We start from the raw sequence: 19,834 nt of genomic DNA, 5'->3' as shown, positions 1-19,834 counted from the left end.
CCGCCGGGACGGCACTCGGGTCTTAAAGACGAGATCTAAAAGCCCAAGTCTCGAACCCCGAGTCTCGAAGCCCAAGTCTCGAAGCCCAAGTCTCGAAGCTCAAGACGACAACGGTGAGCGCGCCTCTCGACCGATCCCTCCCCGGTCGGCGCGCTGCCTCCACTCGAAGAACTCCCATCCCGTCTCCCGCGCCGTCGAGCCCCGCCCGGCTCCGGCCCGAGAAAGGTCGCGCCTCATGTCCCTCGTTCTGCGGGGCGGCTCCGTGCTGCCCGCCCTCCTCTGCCTCGTCCCGCCGGCCTTCGCGCAGGATGCCGGCGCCATCCCGCTGGAGCAGATCGAGGTAGCGGGTCGCGCCGCCACCGCGGCCGGCCCCGGCTCGGGCTCGCTCACCGTTCCCTCGGTGGCCGAGCAGCGCCGCAGCCTCAACCAGACCGTCGGCTCGGTCGGGTTCGTCGACGCGGCCGGCATCCAGAACCGCTACGCCAACACCCTGCGCGACGTGATCAAGGACGTGCCGGGCGTCACCGTGCAGGAGCGCTACGGCCAGGAGGTGCGCCTCTCGATCCGCGGCTCGGGCGTCGCCCGCGGCTTCCACCTGCGCGGCATCGAATTGTTGCAGGACGGGATCCCGCTCAACCTCGCCGACGGGTCGGGCGACTTCTACCAGATCGACCCGCTCGCCCTGCGGTCGGTCGAGGTCTACAAGGGCGGCAACGCCCTGACCTTCGGCGCGACGACGCTCGGCGGCGCGGTCAACCTCGTCACGCCGACCGCCCGCACGGCGCTGGCGCCGACCATCGTGCGGATCGACGGGGGCAGCTTCAACGCGGTGCGGGAGAATTTCCAGGTCTCGCGGGTCGTGGGCCCGGCGGACTTTCTCGTCAACGGCACGATCACCAACGCCGACGGCTTCCGCCAGCACGAGGTGCAGCGGACGCAGAACTTCAACGCCAATCTCGGCTACCAGATCGCCCCCGGCGTCGAGACCCGGTTCTATGCCGGCCTCTACTTCACGGACCAGAAACTCCCCGGCGCGCTCACCCTCGACGAATCGCTGCGCACGCCCCGGATCGCCAACCCGGCGGCGCTGTCCGGCAACCAGTCGCGCCAGGTCGCGACCGAGCGGATCGCCAACCGGACCTCGTTCCTCCTCGACGTCGGCAAGCTCGACATCGATTCCTGGGCGATCCACAAGTCGCTCTACCACCCGATCTTCCAGGTCATCGACCAGGACGGATGGACCTACGGCGTCTCACCGCACTGGGCCGGCACCTTCGACGTGGCGGGATTCCGCAACGATACGATCCTGGGCCTGCGCGCCTATGCCGGCCAGAACGCGGCGCTGCAATTCGTGAACGTGGCGGGCAACCGCGGCGCGCAGACCCGCAACAGCCTGCAGAGCGCCTCGAGCCTGGAGGCCTACGGCGAGAACCGGTTCTGGTTCCTGCCCGACGTGGCGCTGATGACCGGCGCCAAGCTGTTTTCGGCCAACCGCACCTACAGCGACAAGGGCGGCCTGCCCGGCAACCTCGCGGCGCAGTTCGCCAACCGCACCTACGAGGGCGTCAACCCGAAGATCGGCCTGCTCTGGCAGGCCCTGCCCGACCTCCAGGTCTTCGGCGACCTCACCCGCTCGCGCGACGTGCCGGATTTCTCCGATCTCGTGCAGTCGAATGCGGCCAACACCACCTTCGTGCCGCTCCAGGCCCAGCGCGCCTGGACGGTGGAGGCCGGCGCCCGCGGGCGGATCGACCGCCTCGGCTTCGACGTGACGGTGTATCGGGCCGAGATTCGCGACGAGCTGATCAACTTCTCGATCAATGCCGGCCTCGGCATCCCGGCCGCGACCTTCAACGCGCCGCGCACCCGCCACCAGGGCGTCGAGGCGGCAGTCTCCCTCGATCTCGCCCGCGACCTCACCGGCGTCGGCGACAGCCTGACGCTGACGCAGATCTGGACCCGCAACGACTTCCGCTTCGTGCGTGATCAGGTCTACGGCGACAACCGGATCGCCGGGCTGCCGCGGGACGTCCTTCGCACGGTGCTGGCCTATACGCGCGGCTCGTTCACGCTCGCGCCGTCGCTCGACTGGGTGCCGACCGGCGCCTTCGTCGACCACGCCAACACCCTGCGGGCGCCGGGCTACGCCCTCGTCGGCCTGCAGGCCTCGGTCAGTGTCGATCCCGGCCTGACTCTCTTCCTCGATGCCCGCAACCTCGCCGACGCCCGCTACGTCTCGGACGTCTCGGCGGTGACCAACGCCGCGGCGCTCACCGGCAGCGCCGCCCGGATCTTCTATCCGGGCGACGGGCGGAGCGTGTTCGCGGGCCTGCGCGGCACGTTCTGACGCGGACGGTGCCCGAGGGCGAGCCTACTTCGCCCCCGGCCCGTAGGGCGGCCGCGGGATCGCCCGGTGGGCGGCCCGCAGGGCCGCCGACCACCGCTCGCGCAGGTCGTGGAAGTAGGGTTCGCCGGCCTCGATCCGATGCAGGACCTCGGTATCGCAGGTGTTGCGGCGGATCACCGCGAGGTCGATCGGCAGGCCGACGCCGAGGTTCGACCGCATGGTCGAGTCCATCGAGACGAGGCCGACCTTGAGCGCATCGTAGATGTCGGTCTTGAAGGTCACGGCGCGGTCGAGGATCGGCTTGCCGTACTTGTGCTCGCCGATCTGCAGGAATGGCGCATCCTGGCTGCAGGCGATGAAGTTGCCGGCCGAGTAGATCATGTAGAGCCGCATCGGCCCGTCGCCGATCTGGCCGCCGAACAGGAACGACACCTCGAAGCGCAGCTGCGCCGCCTCGAATCCGGCGCGCTCGATCGCCCGCACCTTGCGGATCGCGCGGCCGATGAGCTGGGCGGCGCGGAACATCGTCGGCGCGTCGTAGATCGTCTCGGGCTTGCCGGTGTCGGGGTCCTCGACGCCCTCGGTCAGGAGCGAGAGCACCGACTGGGTCACCGAGAGGTTGCCGGCGGATGCGAGCGCCAGCACCCGCTCCCCGGGCTTGGTGAACATGTGGAGCTTGCGGTAGGTCGAGATGTCGTCGAGCCCCGCATTCGTGCGGGTGTCGGCGATCATGACGAGACCCTCCTCCACCAGGATCCCGACGCAATAGGTCATCGTTCACCGCCCCCCGGCGATCGTCAGGCGGGCGGTCCGTCACCGCGCGCGGCGCCACCCTGGCTCAGGCCGGTTCGCGAATCCAGCCGAATTCGTTGACGCCGCGTGAGGTGGCACCCGCCTATCGCGGCGGCGCCACAGAGGTCAGCCGGCCTGGGCCTGGCGCTGGACCGCGCCGCCGGGCGCCGCGGCGTCGGTTTCGCGGTCGTCCTCGCCGGTCGCCGGGTCCTGGCTCTGCTGGGCCTGCGCCTGGGCGCGGGCGTCGTCGACCCGGACCCGGACCGTCATGGTCTCGGTGCCGCCGCCGGTACGGCTGCCGCGGACCGGGGCGGCGTCGAGGTAGTCGAGGCCGATCGTCACCCGCAGGTGGGTCTCGGTGACCGCGATGCCGTGGGCGGGATCGAACCCGACCCAGCCGAGATCCGGTACCCGGGCCTCGACCCAGGCGTGGCCGGCTTCCTGCTCGGGAGCGTCGGGACGCCAGCAATAGCCCGAGACGTAGCGCACCGGGATCTCGAGGTGGCGTGCCGCCGCGATGAAGACGTGGGCGAGGTCCTGGCCGACGCCCTTGCGCAGGGCGAAGGCCTCCGCCGCCGTGGTGGCGGCCCCGGTCGGGCCGGGCGCGTAGTCGACCGTCTGGTGGACGCCGGCAAGCAGCCGGTGCAGCTGGTCGAGCCGGTCGCTCGCGCCGCCGGCGACTTCCTCGGCGAAGGTCCGGATCGCCTCGTCGGCGACGGCGAAGCGCGATTCGCGCAGGTAGAACGGATCGGGCAGCCACTCGGAGATGCCGCGCATCACCCCGTGGGTCTCGGTGGTCTCGACCTCCCCGACGACGCGGATCGCCAGGGCCTCCTCGGGCCCGTCGGCGCTGAAGACGTGGACGATGTTGCCGAAGCCGTCCTCGCGCCGGATCAGGCGGCCGTCCACCGTCGGCTCGATGCGCCAGGAGCGGACGTGCTGCCCGTCATGGTCCCGCGGCGTCAGCCGCAGCATCTGGATCAGGTTCCGGGCCGGGTTGTCGTACTGATAGACCGTCTCGTGGACGACGCGGATGCGCATGGGATCGCGAAGCTCGCTGTCACGATTAAAGCTGGGCCGTGCGGGGCGGTGCTATACACCGTCCCGCGCGAGGGGGGAACCGGAGAGCGCCCCCCGTCCCCGCCCCCGGCCCGGCGGGGCTCACCCGAGATACTGCTCGACGATCGCCGCCCCGAGGCGGTTGTTCTCGGCGATGAACTCCTCGATGAACTCGTGCAGGCCGGAGGCGAAGATCTCCTCCACCGTCAGGTCGTCGAGCCTCGCCAGCATGCCGCGGGCGAGGCGCTGGCTCGGCCCATGGCGTCCATACGCGTCGGCGATGAGATCGAGGTTGCGCACCAGCATGCCGTAGCAATTGGCGAGCGAGCGCGGCATCTCCCGGTTGAGGATCAGCAGGTCGGCCACCAGCCAGGGCTTGATGCTCTCGCGGTAGACCCAGTGATAGGCGGTGAGCGCGGAGACCTCGCGCAGGATCGTGGTCCACTGGAAGTAGTCGAGGCTGCCGCCGACCCGCTCGGTCTCGGGCAGGAGGACGTGGTACTTCACGTCGAGGATGCGGGCGGTGTTGTCGGCGCGCTCGATGGCGATGCCGAGCCGGGTGAACCAGAACGCGTCGTTGCGCAGCATCGTCCGGTAGGCCGAGCCGTCGAAGGCGAGCGACACGCCCTTCACCCAGTCGAGGAAGCGGGCGAACTCCTCCCGGGTCATGTCCCGGCCCTCGAAGCTGCGCAGGTGCAGGTAGGCCTCGTTGATCGCCTCCCACATCTCGCTCGTCAGCGCCGTGCGCACGCTGCGGGCGTTCTCGCGGGCGGTCTGCAGGCAGGACCGGATCGAGGACGGGTTGTTGGGGCTGAAGGCCAGGAAGTCGCGGACGGTGTGCTCGTTGACGCTGTCGTAGAGCGGGCGAAACAGCTCGATGTTGCCGGCCGAGGCGAGCGCGGATTCCCACTCGTTCGCGTCGCTGCCGCCGTAATTGGCCGGCAGGGCGGAGAGGCGGAGCGCCGCATCGAGGATGCGGGCGACGAAGTCGGCGCGCTCGGCGTAGCGCGAGAGCCAGTAGAGGTTGTCGGCGGTGCGGGAGAGCATGGCGGCGGAAGGAGGCTCACGCTGTGGCGGTGCGGGCGGACCGGGCCGGGCGCGGGGGCGCACGGCCGGGTCCTGAATGCGGGGCGGGCGGCGCGGGGCCGCGGATCAGCCGTCGAGCACCCAGGTGTCCTTGGTGCCGCCGCCCTGGCTCGAATTGACCACGAGCGACCCCTCCTTGAGCGCCACGCGGGTGAGACCGCCCGGCACGATGCGGATGTCGTCGGCGCCCGCGAGCACGAAGGGCCGCAGGTCGACGTGCCGGGGCGCGACGCCGGAGGCGACGAAGGTCGGGCAGGTCGAGAGCGCCAGCGTCGGCTGGGCGATGAAGCCGTCCGGCGCGTGGCGCAGCTTGCGGCCGAACTCCTCGATCTCGCGCTTGGTGGCGTGGGGGCCCACCAGCATGCCGTAGCCGCCCGAGCCGTTGACCTCCTTGACCACGAGGTCGCCGAGATTGGCCAGCACGTGCGACAGCGCCTCCTTCTCGCGGCAGCGCCAGGTCGGCACGTTGTGCAGGATCGGCTCCTCGCCGGTGAAGAAGCGCACGATCTCCGGCATGTAGCTGTAGACCGCCTTGTCGTCGGCGATGCCGGTGCCGACGGCGTTCGCCAGCGTGACGTTGCCGCTCTGGTAGGCGCTCATCAGCCCCGGCACGCCGAGGACCGAATCGGGCCGGAACACCAGGGGGTCGAGGAAGTCGTCGTCGATCCGGCGGTAGATCACGTCGACCCGGCGCGGGCCCTCGGTGGTCCGCATGTAGACCACGTCGTCCTTGGTGAAGAGGTCCGAGGCCTCGACGAGGTCGACGCCGAGCTTGTCGGCCAGGAACGAGTGCTCGTAGAAGGCCGAGTTGAACCGGCCGGGGGTGAGCAGCACCACGCTCGGATCGCGGGCGGCGCGCATCGGCGCGAGGCTGCGCAGGGTGGCGAGCAGCGCGTCCGGATAGGCCTCGACCGGGGAGACCCGGTGCTTGGAAAACAGCTCGGGGAAGAGCCGCAGCATCACCTCGCGGTTCTCCAGCATGTAGGAGACCCCCGACGGCGTGCGGGCGTTGTCCTCCAGCACGAAGAACTGGTCCTCGCCCGTGCGCACGATGTCGATGCCGGCGATGTGGACGTACTTGCCGTGCGGCACCTCGAAGTCCCGCATCTCCAGCCGGTAATGCGGATTGCGGTAGACGAGGTCGCCCGGGATGATCCCGGCCTTGATGCATTCCTGCGGGCCGTAGATGTCGGCCAGGAACATGTTGAGCGCGGTGACGCGCTGCTTGAGGCCGCGCTCCAGGAAGCCCCATTCGGGCTTGGTCAGCACCCGGGGGATGATGTCGAACGGGATCAGCCGCTCGGTCGACTCGTTGTCGCCGTAGACCGCGAAAGTGATGCCGATCCGGCGGAAGAACAATTCCGCCTGGCTGCGCCGCGTGTCGAATTGCTCGGGCGGAGTCGTGTCGAGCCAGGTCTTGAGCGCCGCGTACGCCTCGCGCACGGCGGCCGGGTCCAGTCCGCTCTCCTGGGCACCCGTCATCTCGTTGAACGCACTGAGCGGCATGGGCGTCCCTCTGTTTGCGCCGAAGCTAGACGCAAGACGGGGGCCAAGGCAAAGGAAATGCGTCCTCTCCCGCCCGGCGTCACCGCTCTTTGCGCAAGGTCAGGCGGGACGGGGCCGGCGCGGCCGGTAGCGGCGCGTATCTGATGAAATTTTAGGCGAAATTTGGCGGCGGGATCGGTCGCGCGCCGTCAGATCAGCTTCAGCCCACGGAAGCTCGCATGGCCCTCGCGGCCGACGATGATGTGGTCGTGGACCACGATGCCGAGGGGGCCGGCCACCGCCACGATGTCCCGGGTCATCTTGATGTCGGCCTGGGACGGCGTCGGGTCGCCCGAGGGGTGGTTGTGGACGAGGATCAGGGCGGTGGCGGAGAGCTCGAGCGCGCGGCGCACCACCTCGCGGGGATAGACCGGGGTGTGGTCGACGGTGCCGCGGCCCTGCACCTCGTCGGCGATCAGGCGGTTGCGCTTGTCGAGGAAGAGGAGCCGGAACTCCTCGCGCGGCGCGAACGCCATCGCGGCGCGGCAGTAATCGATCACGGCGGCCCAGGACGAGAGCAGCGTGCGCTCGGCCACCGCGCCGCGGGCGAGGCGCCGTCCGGCCGCCTCCATGATCTTGAGGTCGGTGACGACCGCGGGACCGATCCCGTCGACCTCCATCAGCCGCTCGGGCGGGGCGCTGATCACCTCGGCGAAGCTGCCGAAGCGGGCGATCAGCGCCTTGGCAATCGGCTTCACGTCCCGGCGCGGGATGGCGCGAAAGAGCACCAGCTCGAGGAACTCGTAGTCGGGCAGCGTGTCGCCCTGCGCGAAGCGGGCGCGCAGCCGGTCGCGATGGCCGTGGTAATGCGGCTCCTCGGCCTTCGGCGGGGCCACGGCGGGCGCGCCCACCTCCGCGAAACCCGGATTGCTGCGGGGCGGGCGGGCCATGGCGACGCGCTCAGGCTGTGGCGGCGGTGTCGATCGGCTTGTCCAGCCCCTTGGGCGAGAGCGTGAAGATCTCGAAACCGGTCTCGGTCACCGCCACGGTGTGCTCGAACTGGGCCGAGAGCGAGCGGTCGCGGGTCACCGCCGTCCAGCCGTCGGCCAGCACCTTCACGTGCGGGCGGCCGAGGTTGATCATCGGCTCGACGGTGAAGAACTGGCCCGGCTTCAGGGCGACGCTGTAGCTCGGCTCGACGTAGTGCAGGATCGTCGGCGCGTCGTGGTAGGTCCGGCCGAGGCCGTGGCCGCAGAAGTCGCGCACCACCGAGCAGCGCTCGCCCTCCGCGAAGGCCTGGATCGCCGCGCCGATGTCGTTGGTGGTGCCGCCCGGCTTGATCGCCGCGATGCCGAGCATCAGCGCCTCGTGGGTGATCTCGCACAGGCGCGCCGCCTTGCGGGGCACCTCACCGACATAGGCCATGCGGCTCGAATCGCCGTGCCAGCCGTCGACGATCAGGCAGATGTCGAGGTTGACGATGTCGCCCTCGCGCAGGGGCTTGTCGTTCGGGATGCCGTGGCAGACGACGTGGTTGATCGAGGTGCAGATCGACTTCGGATAGCCGCGGTAATGCAGCGAGGCCGGGTAGGCGCCGTGGTCCATCGCGAAGGTGTAGGCGAGGCGGTCGAGCGCCTCGGTGGTGACGCCGGGCGCCACCGCCTCCATCAGGAGGTCCAGGGCCTCGGCGGTGAGCCGGCCGGCCTTGCGCATCGCCTCGAAGGCCTCGGGGCCGTGGATCGGCGGCTCCTGCCGGCGGCCGTCCTTGACCGCACTCTGCTCGTCACGACTCATCGGGGGCCCGAAAAAGATGCTGCTGGCGCGGCGTGGGATGCCGTTCGATGTAGGGGGTTCCGGCGACGAAGCCAAGGACCCGAGAAGCCAAGGACCCAAGAAGCCAAGGACCCGAAACGATGCGCGTCCTCAGCGCGGATCGACCCAGGCTCGCGGCCGGCTGCCCTCGCGCTGGGCGATCCGGGCGACCGGACGCGGCGCGGCGTGCCGCGCGGCGTGCCGCGCGGCGACGGGGTGGCGGCGCGCCCGCCGGGCGACCCGGCGCGGGCGCCGGCCCGATTCGCCCCAGGCGGCGCCGACGACCCCGCCCACCACCGCGCCGATCGGCCCGGCGACGAGGGCGCCCGCCACCGCGCCGGCCCCGGCGCCGACGACGGTGCGGCTCTGCGCCTGCGCGGCCGGCGCGGCCAGCAGGGAGGCGCCGAGGGCGGCGGCGAGGAGGGCGAGCCTCGGCGGGAAACGGGTCACGGGCGATCCTCTCGTACGATGAAGCCTTGTCGGGGCCCCGATGCCGCAGGACCGTGACCAAACGGCGGCGGATGGCCCCGGGTGGGGCACGGGCCTGCGCCCGCACCCCTAGGCGCGGCGCCCCCGAGGGGCTAGGAGAGCGCGAGGATCGGGGCCCGCGCGCGCCCCGCGAGAATCGGGGGCTCACGCCCCGCGCAGTCAGGAACCCGGACGCGATGGCAGACAAGGCGGTCCCGCACTTCCACAACCAGGACGGCGTCCAGGTCATCCAGGTGGGCTCGAAGGAGTTCATGTGCATCGGCGCGCTGCCGCCGTTCGACCATCCCCACGTCTTCCTGGACATGGGCGCCGATTCTGAGATCATCTGCCAGTATTGCTCGACGCTGTACCGCTACAACCCGAGCTTGAAGGCCGGGACCGCGGCACCGGCCTCCAGCGTCTGGGACGACCGCGCCCGTCTCGCGGCCGAATAAGCCTTGGCGCTCCCCCCCGCGCCGGGACGGCCGGTCGCCGACCGGCCGGGCCTGCGCGTCGCGATCGTCGGGGCCGGCATCGGTGGGCTCACCGCCGCCCTGGCGCTCGCCGCCCGCGGCCACGCGGTCACCCTCGTCGAGCGCCGCACCGCCTTCAGCGAGGTCGGCGCGGGCCTGCAGCTCTCCCCCAATGCCAGCCGGGTGCTCACCGATCTCGGCCTCGGCCTGCCGCTGCGCCGCGTCGCCGGCGAGCCGGAGCGGGTGCGCATCCGCGGCATCGCGCACGGGCGGGAGATCGGCGCGATCGCGCTCGGCGCCGCGATGCGCGAGCGGTTCGGCGCGCCCTACTGGGTCGTCCACCGCGCCGACCTCCAGACCATCCTGCTCGACGCCGCCCGCGGCCGCCCCGGCATCCGCCTGCTCGTCGGCCGCACCGTCGCGGGCGTGCGCGACGCTCCCGACCAGGCCACCCTGACGCTCACTAGCGACGGCGGCCGCAGCGAGACCCTGGAGGCCGACCTCGTGGTGGCGGCCGACGGCGTGCGCTCGGGCCTGCGCGCCGCCCTCGACCGGCAGCCCTTGCGCCCCCGCGGCGAATCGGCCTGGCGCGCCACCCTGCCGCGCGAGGCGGTGCCCGAGGTTTTTCTCGCCGACGAGACCGGCCTGTGGCTCGGCCCGCGCCGCCACGTCGTGCATTACCCGATCAATGCCGGGCGCCGGCTCAACCTCGTGGCGGTGATGCCCGACCAGCCCGGCGGCGAGGACTGGGCCGGGGCGGGCGACCCCGCGCGCCTGCGCGCCGCCTTCGCGGATGCCGCCCCGCCGCTCGCCGACCTGCTCGCCCGGCCCGAATCCTGGCTGGTCTGGCCGCTGACCGACCGCGCCGCCGCCCGCCCGATGGCCCGCGGCCGGATCGCGCTTTTGGGAGATGCCGCCCATCCGGTGCTGCCCTTCCTGGCCCAGGGCGCCGCGATGGCGATCGAGGATGCCGCTGTGCTGGCCCACAGCCTCGAGGCCGACCGGCCGGTGCCGGCGGCCTTGTCCGCCTACGCGGCGGCCCGGGTCGAGCGGGTACGCCTGATCCAGAGCCACGCCCGCCGCAACGGCCGCGTCTACCACGCCGGCCCCCTCGTCGCGGCCGCCCGCGACCTCGTGATGGGACGCCTGCGGCCCGAGCAGATGACCGAGCGCTACGCCTGGCTCTACGGCTGGCGCCCGACCTGAGGGTTGTGAGACCGCGACGGGGCCTTGATCTGGGCCCCGCCCCCGGCTAACCCGGACGGATCGGGCAAGCCCCGCGCGGACGTGGCGGAATCGGTAGACGCACGAGACTTAAAATCTTGCGACCTCTGGTCGTGCGGGTTCGAGTCCCGCCGTCCGCACCAGCACTTAGCTCGATGTCAGGGGTTACGGTCGAGGTCCGGGGTAACGCCACGGGTAACAGCGAACCCCGCCTCCTCCTGGTTCAAAATGCCTCAGTCGGCACTGCGCTGACTTCCCTAGGGTCATAAAGTCCGGCCGGTGAGGCAGGGGCATCATGCACCTACCTGCGGCCGGGCCGGATTGTCAGACGCGATGCGTCAAGGCTGTGCGCTGTGCCTCAAGGATGGCATCGGCCACGTCGAGGCGGGCAGTCGCGCGGGCGCAATACGCCTTGGCGATTTCCCGGTGTCGCTCGCTGCGGTCGTAGTCAGTACGGGCGGCGCGCATCAGCCATCGGGCGCGGATGAGACGGAAGAAGGTCACCACGATACCTCCACGCCCCAGCGCTGATTGAGCAACGACGCTAAATCCTCTTTCACGATCCATTCTTGTTCAAGCGAGGCGGCATAGCGAGCCTTTAGCAGAACTCCCTCAAGTGTCGCGGGCCGATATTTCAAGAACGGCTCGAAAATTTCCACGGCCTCATCTATGATGTCGTTATGCCTTTCCCATATGGCGTTGTAGCCATTAGCTTCACGGACTGCGTCGAATGCATCGCTGCCCGCTTGCCAGTCAGCTCGCTTATAGGCTTCCTGGCGGGCATCATCAGCGAGTTGATACAAACGCTCTTGCTCGGGGATCAAAGCATCTGCCCGATCAAGGACGGGGAGCAGACGCGGGGCGATAGCGAGCAAGGCGGCATCGGGCGAGATGCCTGCGCCCGGGTTGGCGAGACCGATGCTGGCGGGTACCGTTGAGACGGCGGCGAGACCCGCGAGGATCGCGCGGCGGGAGGTGGAGTGCTCAGCCATGACGCGCCTCCTCGCCCCGGAGCGCGTGGCAAAGGCGCTTGTAGCGGACCAGTTGCTCTTGCAGCCCGTCCCCATCGCCGATGCCGGTATCCCTGTCGTCCTCGCGGTCATCCGGGCTCGGCGGCGATACGAACGTGCCGCACAGGCTCAGCTCCGCGTCGCAACCGTCCTCAAGATCGGGGTCGCCGTCGAGGGCGTCGAGCAAGGCGATGTCCGCCTCAATGCGGTTGGCGATTGCCTCGCGCAGCTCGTGGATGCGGTGGCGCTCCACATCCATCTGAGCGGAGAGGTCGGCCGGCATGCCGGCGTCGGCGAAGTAGGCCTCCAGGCCCTGGCGAAGGGCGAGTATGGCGGGAGCCTCGGGCTCGACCTGCCGCATAGTGCGGAGCGCGACCGTGACTGGTCCGAGCTGTGAGGAAGGCGTGCGGCCGCGTTCACCGGCGCGGGCCGGTGCTATAGAATGACAGGTAGCCATGAAACGTCTCCTGGGGACGTGTGTGGTCAGGGCCGGCCAGGAGGGTGCAAGCTCTTGGTCGGCTCGCACATTTCTGCTATCATCAATTTGCCATGTCAATAGCCGATAGCAGAAAACCGCGGGGTCGCCCGCCTACCGGGATCGGCAAGGCCATTGGCCTGCGGCTCTATCCCGAACTCGATGCGTCTCTTGACGCCTGGATCGCAGACCAGCCCGATCCAAAGCCATCGCGACCAGAGGCGATCCGGGAGGCGCTGGCAGAGCACCTGAAGGCGAAAGGCTACCTGAAATGAGAGCAGCGCCGGCCCTCATGATGATTGCGATCACAATGCTGGCGCTGAGCGCCGAAGCGTCAGCACAGGCGACAGACGCCGCAAGCTGCTCGACCACAAAGAAGGGTCTTAAGCGATGCCGTCAAGAAACCCTCGGCGGTGCTTTGACAATCGATACAGACCCAGCCGGCAACACCGTTGTAGCTAGGTATTTGACGTTTGGAACGGAATGGCCGCCAACTGAAGCCCAGAAGACATTGCTGGGCATTGCTCTCGCGCGTTTTGGTGACGGCAATAACACGACCAAGATGCTCACTGCATGGAAGGCTTGCATGAATGCAGAAGGACGTTTAATTACAATCAAATTAGGGAATACAAATTGGACATTCTCTAATCCAACCGATGACGTGTGTGGGATCGATATTACGAACGCTGCGCCAAGAGAAAAATCTTATTAGCGTTATATTTGGGCGTTCTCTGAAGCGCTGTGATGAGGGCTATACAAACAACCGCGCTTGATAGCGGCCTGCTTAAGCCTCTTGGCTATGTTTTTCTGCGCAGAAGGTTTATGAGGATTGTAATCAGCGTATGCGTGAGCAAGATTTTCGGGCGTACTTTCGGTCGCCGCGATTGGATCTGAAATACAGCCAATTGATTGCTGCTGGAATTCATCCACTGTCAATCCGTAGACGGCAGCAGAGGCGAGACCTTTTGCAACTGTGTGTAATTCAAATGAAGATTGCGCTGTTGTAAGAGAACTCCTATCAACAGATAGCTTATTTTCGTCCTTTGGAGTCGGACAAAAGGGCTGACTAGATGGCTCACCTTTATCAAAAAAGCTGGGATGGATCTGGCGGAGGAGCACTTCGTCAGCGGTCGGCAGTTGCCCAGACATAATTTCAGCCGTCCTTATCGAGCAACACGACTGTCGAACAGCGCCGTAAATGCGTCGCCTGGACCATCAAATTGCGTGGGATCCATCTCGTTCGAGCCGTTGAGTTCAACGCCATACATCTCTATGCTTCCATCTGCGTGGAATTCGACTGAATAATCCCAATTGCCACTCTGGAATTCGAAACTAACGCCGCCTTCATTGGTCGGATAAATCCTAAATATGGCTGAGAGACCTGGCCGCCTAGCTACTAATTGCCTTGCCGCGTCGATGGCAGTTTTACTAATAGACGATCCATCGCCATCATTCCAGCCGTCGCGCAAAGAGCTAAGCTCAGCAAGCCGAGAGTTGCAGCGATCAAATTCGATTGCAGCTTCATCATCGACCAGATCTATATATATAATTTCGCGCAGAGATCTAATTTTGTCCAAATGATCAAGTTCTATGATTAGATGAAATTGTACGTCCCGGCCTAAGTTTCCATCGAATGTCCCAAGAACAGCCTCGGGACCTACAGCAATTGTGATCTCCCCGTGTTGCTCTGTATGAATTAAGATCGAGCCGTCTTCTCGGTTAGATGTAAGTCGGCCGCTACCCTCAAATTTTGCGAGATAGGTTTCTTTAACATGCGTAATAAGATTTTTGCGACGCTGGAAATCAACAAATATTACATTACCGTCGCTTCCAATAGCACCTTCAAATTCTATGCGCTCGTTGTCTTGTAGGCCAGATCCCAGACGATCTAACGCTCGAATATGCCCCGGAGAAAGAAATGCAGGGAGCACCCCCTTGCCGGCTTTATCAAATAATGAGACGAGTTGATCATACGAAGCTGAGATCAACTCATCGAGTGTATCGGCTTGGCTTGGGAGTGCTGCATACGCAGCTTCACGGTCCCATTTTAGACAAGGGACAGCGCTCCCGTCCTCGACGGCGACCAGGCTAAAAGAGATACTGCTCTCGAAGCCTTTTGGCACGCGTTGACGTGCTGAATTTTCATTGAGCCATGTATCTCGGGCGAAGGCGGCCAAAAGATCGCGAAAGGCTGGGAGATCCGACAGCACGTCTAAGGGAAGCCGCCCGCCTTCAAAGCGAGTGCCGACATACCTTAGCTTAATGAGGCTTGGCGCGTCCGTCATGTTTCCCTCAGCCCACGTAGGCTGCAGAGGTCCGTTTGCCAATCGCTAACTGGTCGCACCTCGCTCCCCGCCGACCGTGTGATGAGCGCTCTTTATGATGGGTTCACAAAGACGCACCATTCCTAGGTTTGGTTAACTGCGCAACCCCCCACCCCGCCCCGATGAGCGGGACGCACACTTATCCTTCAGCCACCCTCGCTCAAACGCTACCGCACGGCACTCTGCGCGTTCCTCAGGCTCATATCCTGAAAGCGCGTCAGGCCCCGCATCGCGGCGTGCGGTCCGGCAGCGCTCTAGCGCGGCCCCTTCACGCTCGGGTCGGTGTTGCCGTAGTTGGGCGTGCCGTAAGACGGATCGTTCTGCGCCGCGGTCGCTGCCTTCAGCGACTGCTGGTCATCATCGACGTTGCTGCCGATGCCTTGGGCAAGCAGCGATGGCGAATAGCCGCCGTCGTTCTTCACGCAGATGATTTCGGTGTACCAGTTGGGGCCGCGAGTGTCGCCGTTGTGCTCAACCAACTCGCAGCGATAGATACCGTCCGCAGCGATGCCAAGAATGCCGTTATTGGATAGATTTTGGTTGTTCACTTCAGCGAGATAGGCGGGGCTCACCGCGGCTCGCGTGATGCTCGCTTCATTTATCTGCACTTTCACGCCCGGATAGAGCTTCCGGTTCATAAGGCAGCGCGCGACCACGCCGTCTAGCGTCTGTTCCGCCAGTCCGATTAGCCCGGTCGTGGAATTCAGTACGTAGGTTTCACCCTTGAGGGCGTTCCCGTTCTTGACGACGTGGATCCGGTCGTCTTGTATCCACCATCGAGCGCCGGTCGCGAAGCACACCTCACGCAACAGGCTTTTAGCGTCGCCTAAATAGGAGAAGCCACGGGCAAACTTACGCTCGCTCAGCTTGTCGATCTGTCCAGGCTTTACCCCGAACTCCTTCATAGCCTCTACCGCCATCTGCACCCGATCGTTGTGAGTGTGACCAGCGGATAGGGATTTGTTCGCTACGGCGAAGTTTCGTGCCTTCTCGGCAGATGTCGCAATGACGTGCGTGGCTACGTCCGTGATGTTCTCTCGGAAGGTGCGGACCTGAAGGATTTGGCCTCGAAATAGGGGGCCGCAATCGCTTTCGTAACCAGCCTCAAGCGTAATTTCTTTGTATTCTTCCCGGATTGATTGAATAGTCTCTTTCTTGAGATTGTAAATATACAGATTTATCATCCACGGTGAAGACGTGGTGTCCTGATGCGTATCAAACCTGATACGCAGCTCTGATGCTTCAAGCTTCTTGCCATTGCCGCCGAAGCTGACTTTAGCCGCTCGCAAATACTGCTCACTCATAGCGCCGCCCTCAGCCGATAGCATTCTGGATGTTGCGCAGGTTGATGGCTGATGAGCGGTTCATGGCCCGCTCAGTCTGCCGGCCGGCCGCAACAGGATCGCCCCCGGCATCAATCTTAACGGTCGTGTTGTTGTTCTGAACGACGCTGTTCGTATTGCCGTTGTTGTTCGTGGTCGTGTTGGCGCCCATAGGCGCGGCGGGAGCAGTGAGCTTGTTGACGTCGAACCCACCTTGGCCTGGGCTGAAAGCGCTCGGCGGCTTCGGCAGGTTGAGCGGAACGACGCCGGGCCGCTCTCGGGTAAGGTGTCCGTCCGATCCACGGACGTACCAGTTCATGCCGTCATAAAACCGATCGTTGCCGTGCCAGCCCGAAGCGGGCCGCTTGGAGGAAGTGGGGGCTTCCGGCCCCGCCTCCATCGCACTACGCACCGCGCCCGATCGATCATTCGCGAACCGCGGCGCCTCAAATGTCCTAGTGATCGTCATAGCATCGGCCGAGACGTTGCCGCTTCCCTGGCCCATGAGGACGCGACGTGTCGCAGGGTAATGCTTGCTCATTGCCTCCACGGCCATGTAGCGCATCTGCCCTTCGGCAGAGTTCTTCGCGTACCCGTTCGCGGCAAGCCAGTTCAGCATGAGCGTGCGGCGCTGCCGTCCGGCTCCGCCAGGATCGCGAGCGCCATAGATGCCATATCCGGTCCCGTGGTCGTGGACCGTGTTCGGGTTGAGCCCGCTTTCCATGTACGCTTGCCCGACGAGGTGGGCGGCGGCTTGGCGGAGATTGCCTTCGGGCACGCCCTCGCGCCGAAGCTGTTCCATCGCGTAACCCATCATCTCGCCCATGCGAGCGCGGCCGGCGGTCCCCACGCCGTTTCCCCGCGGGGTCGTGCCGCTACCAGCCGCCGCGCCCGGCGCACCTCCGGCGCCCGCCTCGCCAGCGTTCGCCACGCCACCAGAGAACACGCGCTTGACGCCGTTCCATCCCCTTTTCGCCCAGCCCGGCACCCACGATCCGGTTTCGTTCGGACCATTGCCAAGAATGCCAGTAACGGCCTGACCGATCGGCTTGTTAGATTTCTGACCGAAATCATCAAGCCACATTATAAATTTGACAACTTTCTCTAGTGCGCTGACTAGCTTCAATGTTTTGTCTAAAGTTTCATCCCACATCTTAAGCCAACGGCCGTCCTTTATCATATCGGCCGCAATATCGGTGAATTTGATAAGCTCCTTGCCAAGCCACTCGACGGCTTCCGTAATCTTCTTGAAAATCAATTCGACCTTTTCAGGGTTCGACTTGATCCAATCCGTGATAGCAGTGGCGACCCTCTCAATAGCAGGCGCCAGGAAGGTCAACAGCTTGTCGGCGGCTACGGTCCCGATCATCGAAAGCGATCGGAGGCTAGTCGCCATCTTATTGTGCGACTCTGCCGCCCGATCGTTGTTCAGGCCCATCATGCGAGCCGTTTGATCGTATTCCTCGCGGTATTTTTTGATTTCGTCCCGGCTCTTGGACAGCAACAGGAACTGATGCTCGTCAATCCCGAGGATGCTGGCAAGCTGCGCCCCGGCAAAATGCGGATTGCGCGCCCGGATCTTCTCGACGGACTCTAGCAGAACGTCGAGGGTATCCCTCGCCTTGCCGCCGACTTCGGTAGCGACACCCAAGGACCGCACGAACCCGCCGACGCCAGGGTTCGTGCGCATCGCACGCGCGAAGTTCTCGACGGCGGCGGATGCCTCGCCGCCAGTGCCGCCGACCTGTGTAAAGGCGTAGGAGAGAGCGCGGATGTTCTGAACGGATGCGCCAGTCCTGCGGCTGGCAAAATAAAGCTTGTCGAAGCCTTCGGACATGCTGAAAAGGTTTTTGGCGACAGCAACAGCCGCCCCCTCAATCGCCGAAGCGAGCAAGTTGGCTTGAGTGACGGCGCTTTTAACTGCCGACTGAAACTTTTTCTGGCTGGCATCGTCAATCTTGAAGCCAAGAGAGACCAGAAACCCCTTCAGAACGTCGTCAGCCATCGATGTTGTTTCCTTCGTTCAGTAGAGCATCCATGTTGCGGCAGGCAATGCGCAAGGTTTGCTCGATTACTTCCAGCATATCGCCGAAAAACGGCGCGAATGTCTCGGGATCAGTCACGCGGAGCGTGCAAATCAGCGTGTCGGGAAGGGCGTCGCGCCGGAAGATAACCGCCCACGTCTGACAGCCATCGGTCGCGATTACCTGTGCCGTGACGATCTGCGCGGTTCCGATCGTCGTATAGACGGTCTGGTCGCCCAAATTGATATCGGCAATGCGTCGGATCGGCAGATGTACGATATCGCCCATGGATGCCCTATTGAAGAATTTGCCGGCCACCGGCCCATGCAGAACCGCGCCGGCTGTCGTCGTTACTTCCGGCGCCACTGAACGACTTGGCGCCATCGACGGCCCTGACGGCGCCGATCGGGTTGGCCTCACTCCCCGATGCGGGGGAGCGGGCAATTCGGATCGTCCAGAAGGCCCCGCATGGCGTCTTCCCAGGCGAGTTGTTCGGCCGTCGCCGGCACCTCGTTGGACCGCTCGAAGAACGTCGATCGGCCAACGTCGTCCGCCTCGCTCAGCAAGGCGCGCTCGCCCGGCCCGATGCTCGGGCCGGTGTGCTCGCTCCGCAGGACGTTCAGGACGCGGCCGATCCCCAGAAGCTCGGCCCGGAGCACCTTCGCCCGGTCGATCAGGCCGGGAAGGGCTTCTTGCATGACGGCGGCCCGCGCCTCGCGGACACTCTGGTCCGCCCACCGTAGGCGGTCGCTTGCGCGGTCCAGGGCGGCCCGGAGGCTGTCGCGGGCAACGGCGAGCTGGTCGCGCTCCCGGCGGGCGTCCTCGACCCGCGCACGGGCCTCCACGATCGGGGCCTGGATATCGACCGTCTCGCCCCGGAGCGTCGCGGCTACCACATCGGCTTCCGGCATCGGCCGGGCTTCCGCGAGGGCGTCTTGCGCCTCGACAAGGGCGAGGGTCGCCGCGCTGTGTCGCCCCTCGACTTCGTTCAGGGCCCTAAGGGCGTCGTCGCGAGACTGCCGCGCAGCGGTGCGGCGTTCGATCTGTTCGGCGAGGGCGGCGCGCGACGGATCGCGCGAGGCCTCTTGCCTGACCTTCGGCAGAGCCATGACGCTCACCCCTGCCGGTACATGTGCGGGAAGGCCTTGGCGATTTCGGCCGCATCGGCGGCGCTGGCCGCGTAGGTCTGAGCACGGCCCTTGCGGACGCCGTGCCGGGCCCGCGCGTCGAGCGCCAGCCAGTTGCGTTGGTCTCGCAGTCGGGCATCCGAGGCCAGGTTCTCGGCGCGGCCCTCGCCGGCAAGCTGCGCATCGAGTTCGGCGAGATCGCTCTCGGACAGCTTGGACATCAGGAATTTGAGGATGGTTTCGACTTCGGTCGGACCCATGTCGTTCGCTCCATTGTAGTGCGAGGCGTTTTGCTTGCTTCGTGTCGGGAGATGTTTCGTCGCAGACAGGATCTGGGCGTCGCTGATGCCGTAGCTCGCCAGCAAATCGGCCTGTTGCTGCCAGTCCGTCGGATCTGCGACAGCGAGGGCGGCGTCGGCGACGACCACATCCGGCCCGGCTCGGCCCTTCGGTACGAGGGCGACGTGATTGCCTGACAGGTTCGTCATTCGGCCGTCGAAGCGAACGCCCTGGTATGTCCCGGGCGTCATCACGGGGGTGTAACGGTAGCTCGCCGAGATCTCCCGGGCCGTGCCGTCGTTGATCCCGTCGATCGCCGGCCGGGACCAGCACGACAGATCCATCTTGAGGTACGGAGGCACCCACCTGGCGCCGCTCACCGATCCGACGGTGCGGGCATGTGATCAGCCCCCACGGGGTGGCCCGAGTGGAATGTTAGTGAACCGTGGGCCTTTCCACCACGGGTAGCTTGGCCGGCGGAGCCGGTCGGGCGAGCGCAGCCGGCCAAGCGGTTAAAGCTGGCACGA

Annotated in this window: 21 protein-coding genes and 1 tRNA gene; 5 read left to right on the top strand and 17 right to left on the bottom strand. The window is 66.0% G+C overall.

Annotated features, from left to right (window positions below; translation table 11 throughout):
• Positions 1 to 235 precede the first annotated feature (235 nt).
• Positions 236 to 2,347: a TonB-dependent receptor family protein gene (locus tag V3T34_RS05730; protein ID WP_305079530.1), complete on the top strand. Its 2,112-nt coding sequence runs from the start codon at positions 236 to 238 to the stop codon at positions 2,345 to 2,347.
• A 24-nt stretch (positions 2,348 to 2,371) separates the two neighbouring features.
• Here the strand turns inward: V3T34_RS05730 and V3T34_RS05725 are convergent, their stop codons facing one another.
• The 7 genes from V3T34_RS05725 to V3T34_RS05695 form a co-directional block, all read right to left on the bottom strand.
• Positions 2,372 to 3,121 (bottom strand): peptidase, encoded by a 750-nt coding sequence (locus tag V3T34_RS05725; protein WP_060848744.1) that lies wholly within the window; start codon positions 3,119 to 3,121, stop codon positions 2,372 to 2,374.
• Positions 3,122 to 3,265: 144 nt separating this feature from the next.
• Complete coding sequence (locus V3T34_RS05720; protein ID WP_305079529.1) at positions 3,266 to 4,180, bottom strand: transglutaminase family protein; 915 nt, start codon at positions 4,178 to 4,180, stop codon at positions 3,266 to 3,268.
• Positions 4,181 to 4,300: 120 nt separating this feature from the next.
• On the bottom strand, positions 4,301 to 5,245 hold the full coding sequence (locus V3T34_RS05715; RefSeq protein ID WP_060848743.1) for an alpha-E domain-containing protein: 945 nt from the start codon (positions 5,243 to 5,245) through the stop codon (positions 4,301 to 4,303).
• A 105-nt stretch (positions 5,246 to 5,350) separates the two neighbouring features.
• Positions 5,351 to 6,790: a circularly permuted type 2 ATP-grasp protein gene (locus V3T34_RS05710; RefSeq protein WP_060848742.1), complete on the bottom strand. Its 1,440-nt coding sequence runs from the start codon at positions 6,788 to 6,790 to the stop codon at positions 5,351 to 5,353.
• Between the two features lie 188 nt (positions 6,791 to 6,978).
• Positions 6,979 to 7,719, bottom strand: a complete 741-nt coding sequence (gene radC / locus V3T34_RS05705) for a RadC family protein (RefSeq protein ID WP_060848741.1) — start codon at positions 7,717 to 7,719, stop codon at positions 6,979 to 6,981.
• 10 nt (positions 7,720 to 7,729) lie between these two features.
• Positions 7,730 to 8,563 carry a type I methionyl aminopeptidase gene (map, locus tag V3T34_RS05700; protein WP_060848740.1) on the bottom strand — a complete coding sequence of 278 codons (834 nt, stop codon included), beginning with the start codon at positions 8,561 to 8,563 and terminating at the stop codon, positions 7,730 to 7,732.
• Between the two features lie 129 nt (positions 8,564 to 8,692).
• A complete protein-coding gene (locus V3T34_RS05695; protein WP_331369123.1) occupies positions 8,693 to 9,031 on the bottom strand; it encodes a DUF456 family protein in 339 nt (112 codons plus the stop codon).
• Positions 9,032 to 9,246: 215 nt separating this feature from the next.
• Here V3T34_RS05695 and V3T34_RS05690 point away from each other — a divergent pair, with 215 nt between their 5' ends.
• The 3 genes from V3T34_RS05690 (at position 9,247) to V3T34_RS05680 (ending at position 10,889) form a co-directional block, all read left to right on the top strand.
• Complete coding sequence (locus V3T34_RS05690; protein WP_048428697.1) at positions 9,247 to 9,504, top strand: zinc-finger domain-containing protein; 258 nt, start codon at positions 9,247 to 9,249, stop codon at positions 9,502 to 9,504.
• A 3-nt stretch (positions 9,505 to 9,507) separates the two neighbouring features.
• Entirely contained in the window at positions 9,508 to 10,728 is a 1,221-nt protein-coding gene (locus V3T34_RS05685) for an FAD-dependent oxidoreductase (RefSeq protein ID WP_331369122.1), read from the top strand.
• Between the two features lie 75 nt (positions 10,729 to 10,803).
• A tRNA-Leu gene (locus V3T34_RS05680) sits at positions 10,804 to 10,889 on the top strand.
• Between the two features lie 181 nt (positions 10,890 to 11,070).
• On the opposite strand, the gene V3T34_RS05675 is transcribed toward V3T34_RS05680, so the two are convergent.
• The 3 genes from V3T34_RS05675 to V3T34_RS05665 are packed head-to-tail and all read right to left on the bottom strand — an operon-like array spanning position 11,071 to position 12,117.
• Positions 11,071 to 11,253 (bottom strand): hypothetical protein, encoded by a 183-nt coding sequence (locus tag V3T34_RS05675; protein WP_331369121.1) that lies wholly within the window; start codon positions 11,251 to 11,253, stop codon positions 11,071 to 11,073.
• Complete coding sequence (locus tag V3T34_RS05670; protein WP_331369120.1) at positions 11,247 to 11,738, bottom strand: hypothetical protein; 492 nt, start codon at positions 11,736 to 11,738, stop codon at positions 11,247 to 11,249. The genes V3T34_RS05675 and V3T34_RS05670 overlap by 7 nt, the downstream gene beginning before the upstream one ends.
• The gene (locus V3T34_RS05665; RefSeq protein WP_331369119.1) at positions 11,731 to 12,117 is read right to left on the bottom strand and encodes a hypothetical protein; all 387 of its coding nucleotides are present in this window, start codon (positions 12,115 to 12,117) and stop codon (positions 11,731 to 11,733) included. Before V3T34_RS05665 ends, V3T34_RS05670 begins: the two co-directional genes overlap by 8 nt.
• A gap of 406 nt (positions 12,118 to 12,523) precedes the next feature.
• On the opposite strand from V3T34_RS05665, the gene V3T34_RS05660 reads away from it, so the two are divergent.
• Positions 12,524 to 12,943 (top strand): hypothetical protein, encoded by a 420-nt coding sequence (locus V3T34_RS05660; RefSeq protein ID WP_331369118.1) that lies wholly within the window; start codon positions 12,524 to 12,526, stop codon positions 12,941 to 12,943.
• A gap of 2 nt (positions 12,944 to 12,945) precedes the next feature.
• Here the strand turns inward: V3T34_RS05660 and V3T34_RS05655 are convergent, their stop codons facing one another.
• The 7 genes from V3T34_RS05655 to V3T34_RS05625 form a co-directional block, all read right to left on the bottom strand.
• Positions 12,946 to 13,380: a hypothetical protein gene (locus V3T34_RS05655; RefSeq protein ID WP_331369117.1), complete on the bottom strand. Its 435-nt coding sequence runs from the start codon at positions 13,378 to 13,380 to the stop codon at positions 12,946 to 12,948.
• 14 nt (positions 13,381 to 13,394) lie between these two features.
• The gene (locus V3T34_RS05650) at positions 13,395 to 14,516 is read right to left on the bottom strand and encodes a hypothetical protein (protein ID WP_331369116.1); all 1,122 of its coding nucleotides are present in this window, start codon (positions 14,514 to 14,516) and stop codon (positions 13,395 to 13,397) included.
• 293 nt (positions 14,517 to 14,809) lie between these two features.
• A complete protein-coding gene (locus V3T34_RS05645; RefSeq protein ID WP_331369115.1) occupies positions 14,810 to 15,859 on the bottom strand; it encodes a phage protein in 1,050 nt (349 codons plus the stop codon).
• Between the two features lie 10 nt (positions 15,860 to 15,869).
• The gene (locus tag V3T34_RS05640; RefSeq protein ID WP_331369114.1) at positions 15,870 to 17,882 is read right to left on the bottom strand and encodes a phage tail tip lysozyme; all 2,013 of its coding nucleotides are present in this window, start codon (positions 17,880 to 17,882) and stop codon (positions 15,870 to 15,872) included.
• On the bottom strand, positions 17,875 to 18,189 hold the full coding sequence (locus V3T34_RS05635; RefSeq protein WP_331369113.1) for a hypothetical protein: 315 nt from the start codon (positions 18,187 to 18,189) through the stop codon (positions 17,875 to 17,877). The genes V3T34_RS05640 and V3T34_RS05635 overlap by 8 nt, the downstream gene beginning before the upstream one ends.
• A gap of 128 nt (positions 18,190 to 18,317) precedes the next feature.
• On the bottom strand, positions 18,318 to 19,010 hold the full coding sequence (locus V3T34_RS05630; RefSeq protein ID WP_331369112.1) for a hypothetical protein: 693 nt from the start codon (positions 19,008 to 19,010) through the stop codon (positions 18,318 to 18,320).
• A gap of 5 nt (positions 19,011 to 19,015) precedes the next feature.
• A complete protein-coding gene (locus V3T34_RS05625) occupies positions 19,016 to 19,687 on the bottom strand; it encodes a DUF2213 domain-containing protein (protein ID WP_331369111.1) in 672 nt (223 codons plus the stop codon).
• Between the last annotated feature and the right edge of the window lie 147 nt (positions 19,688 to 19,834).

This window comes from Methylobacterium ajmalii (assembly GCF_036448855.1).
GTDB classification, from domain to species: Bacteria; Pseudomonadota; Alphaproteobacteria; order Rhizobiales; family Beijerinckiaceae; genus Methylobacterium; species Methylobacterium ajmalii.
The sequence above is the reverse complement of the archived record's forward strand: the minus strand, read 5'-3'. Positions and strand labels throughout refer to the sequence as shown.

Excerpts from the sequence above, each read along its gene's own strand:
- V3T34_RS05710 (WP_060848742.1), bottom strand. The coding sequence starts at position 6,790 with ATGCCGCTCAGTGCGTTCAACGAGATGACGGGTGCCCAGGAGAGCGGA.
- V3T34_RS05720 (WP_305079529.1), bottom strand. The coding sequence starts at position 4,180 with ATGCGCATCCGCGTCGTCCACGAGACGGTCTATCAGTACGACAACCCG.
- V3T34_RS05655 (WP_331369117.1), bottom strand. The coding sequence starts at position 13,380 with ATGTCTGGGCAACTGCCGACCGCTGACGAAGTGCTCCTCCGCCAGATC.
- V3T34_RS05645 (WP_331369115.1), bottom strand. The coding sequence starts at position 15,859 with ATGAGTGAGCAGTATTTGCGAGCGGCTAAAGTCAGCTTCGGCGGCAAT.
- V3T34_RS05670 (WP_331369120.1), bottom strand. The coding sequence starts at position 11,738 with ATGGCTGAGCACTCCACCTCCCGCCGCGCGATCCTCGCGGGTCTCGCC.
- radC (WP_060848741.1), bottom strand. The coding sequence starts at position 7,719 with ATGGCCCGCCCGCCCCGCAGCAATCCGGGTTTCGCGGAGGTGGGCGCG.
- V3T34_RS05650 (WP_331369116.1), bottom strand. The coding sequence starts at position 14,516 with ATGACGGACGCGCCAAGCCTCATTAAGCTAAGGTATGTCGGCACTCGC.
- V3T34_RS05630 (WP_331369112.1), bottom strand. The coding sequence starts at position 19,010 with ATGGCTCTGCCGAAGGTCAGGCAAGAGGCCTCGCGCGATCCGTCGCGC.
- V3T34_RS05690 (WP_048428697.1), top strand. The coding sequence starts at position 9,247 with ATGGCAGACAAGGCGGTCCCGCACTTCCACAACCAGGACGGCGTCCAG.
- V3T34_RS05660 (WP_331369118.1), top strand. The coding sequence starts at position 12,524 with ATGATGATTGCGATCACAATGCTGGCGCTGAGCGCCGAAGCGTCAGCA.
- V3T34_RS05725 (WP_060848744.1), bottom strand. The coding sequence starts at position 3,121 with ATGACCTATTGCGTCGGGATCCTGGTGGAGGAGGGTCTCGTCATGATC.
- V3T34_RS05635 (WP_331369113.1), bottom strand. The coding sequence starts at position 18,189 with ATGGGCGATATCGTACATCTGCCGATCCGACGCATTGCCGATATCAAT.
- V3T34_RS05665 (WP_331369119.1), bottom strand. The coding sequence starts at position 12,117 with ATGCGGCAGGTCGAGCCCGAGGCTCCCGCCATACTCGCCCTTCGCCAG.
- V3T34_RS05640 (WP_331369114.1), bottom strand. The coding sequence starts at position 17,882 with ATGGCTGACGACGTTCTGAAGGGGTTTCTGGTCTCTCTTGGCTTCAAG.
- map (WP_060848740.1), bottom strand. The coding sequence starts at position 8,563 with ATGAGTCGTGACGAGCAGAGTGCGGTCAAGGACGGCCGCCGGCAGGAG.
- V3T34_RS05730 (WP_305079530.1), top strand. The coding sequence starts at position 236 with ATGTCCCTCGTTCTGCGGGGCGGCTCCGTGCTGCCCGCCCTCCTCTGC.
- V3T34_RS05715 (WP_060848743.1), bottom strand. The coding sequence starts at position 5,245 with ATGCTCTCCCGCACCGCCGACAACCTCTACTGGCTCTCGCGCTACGCC.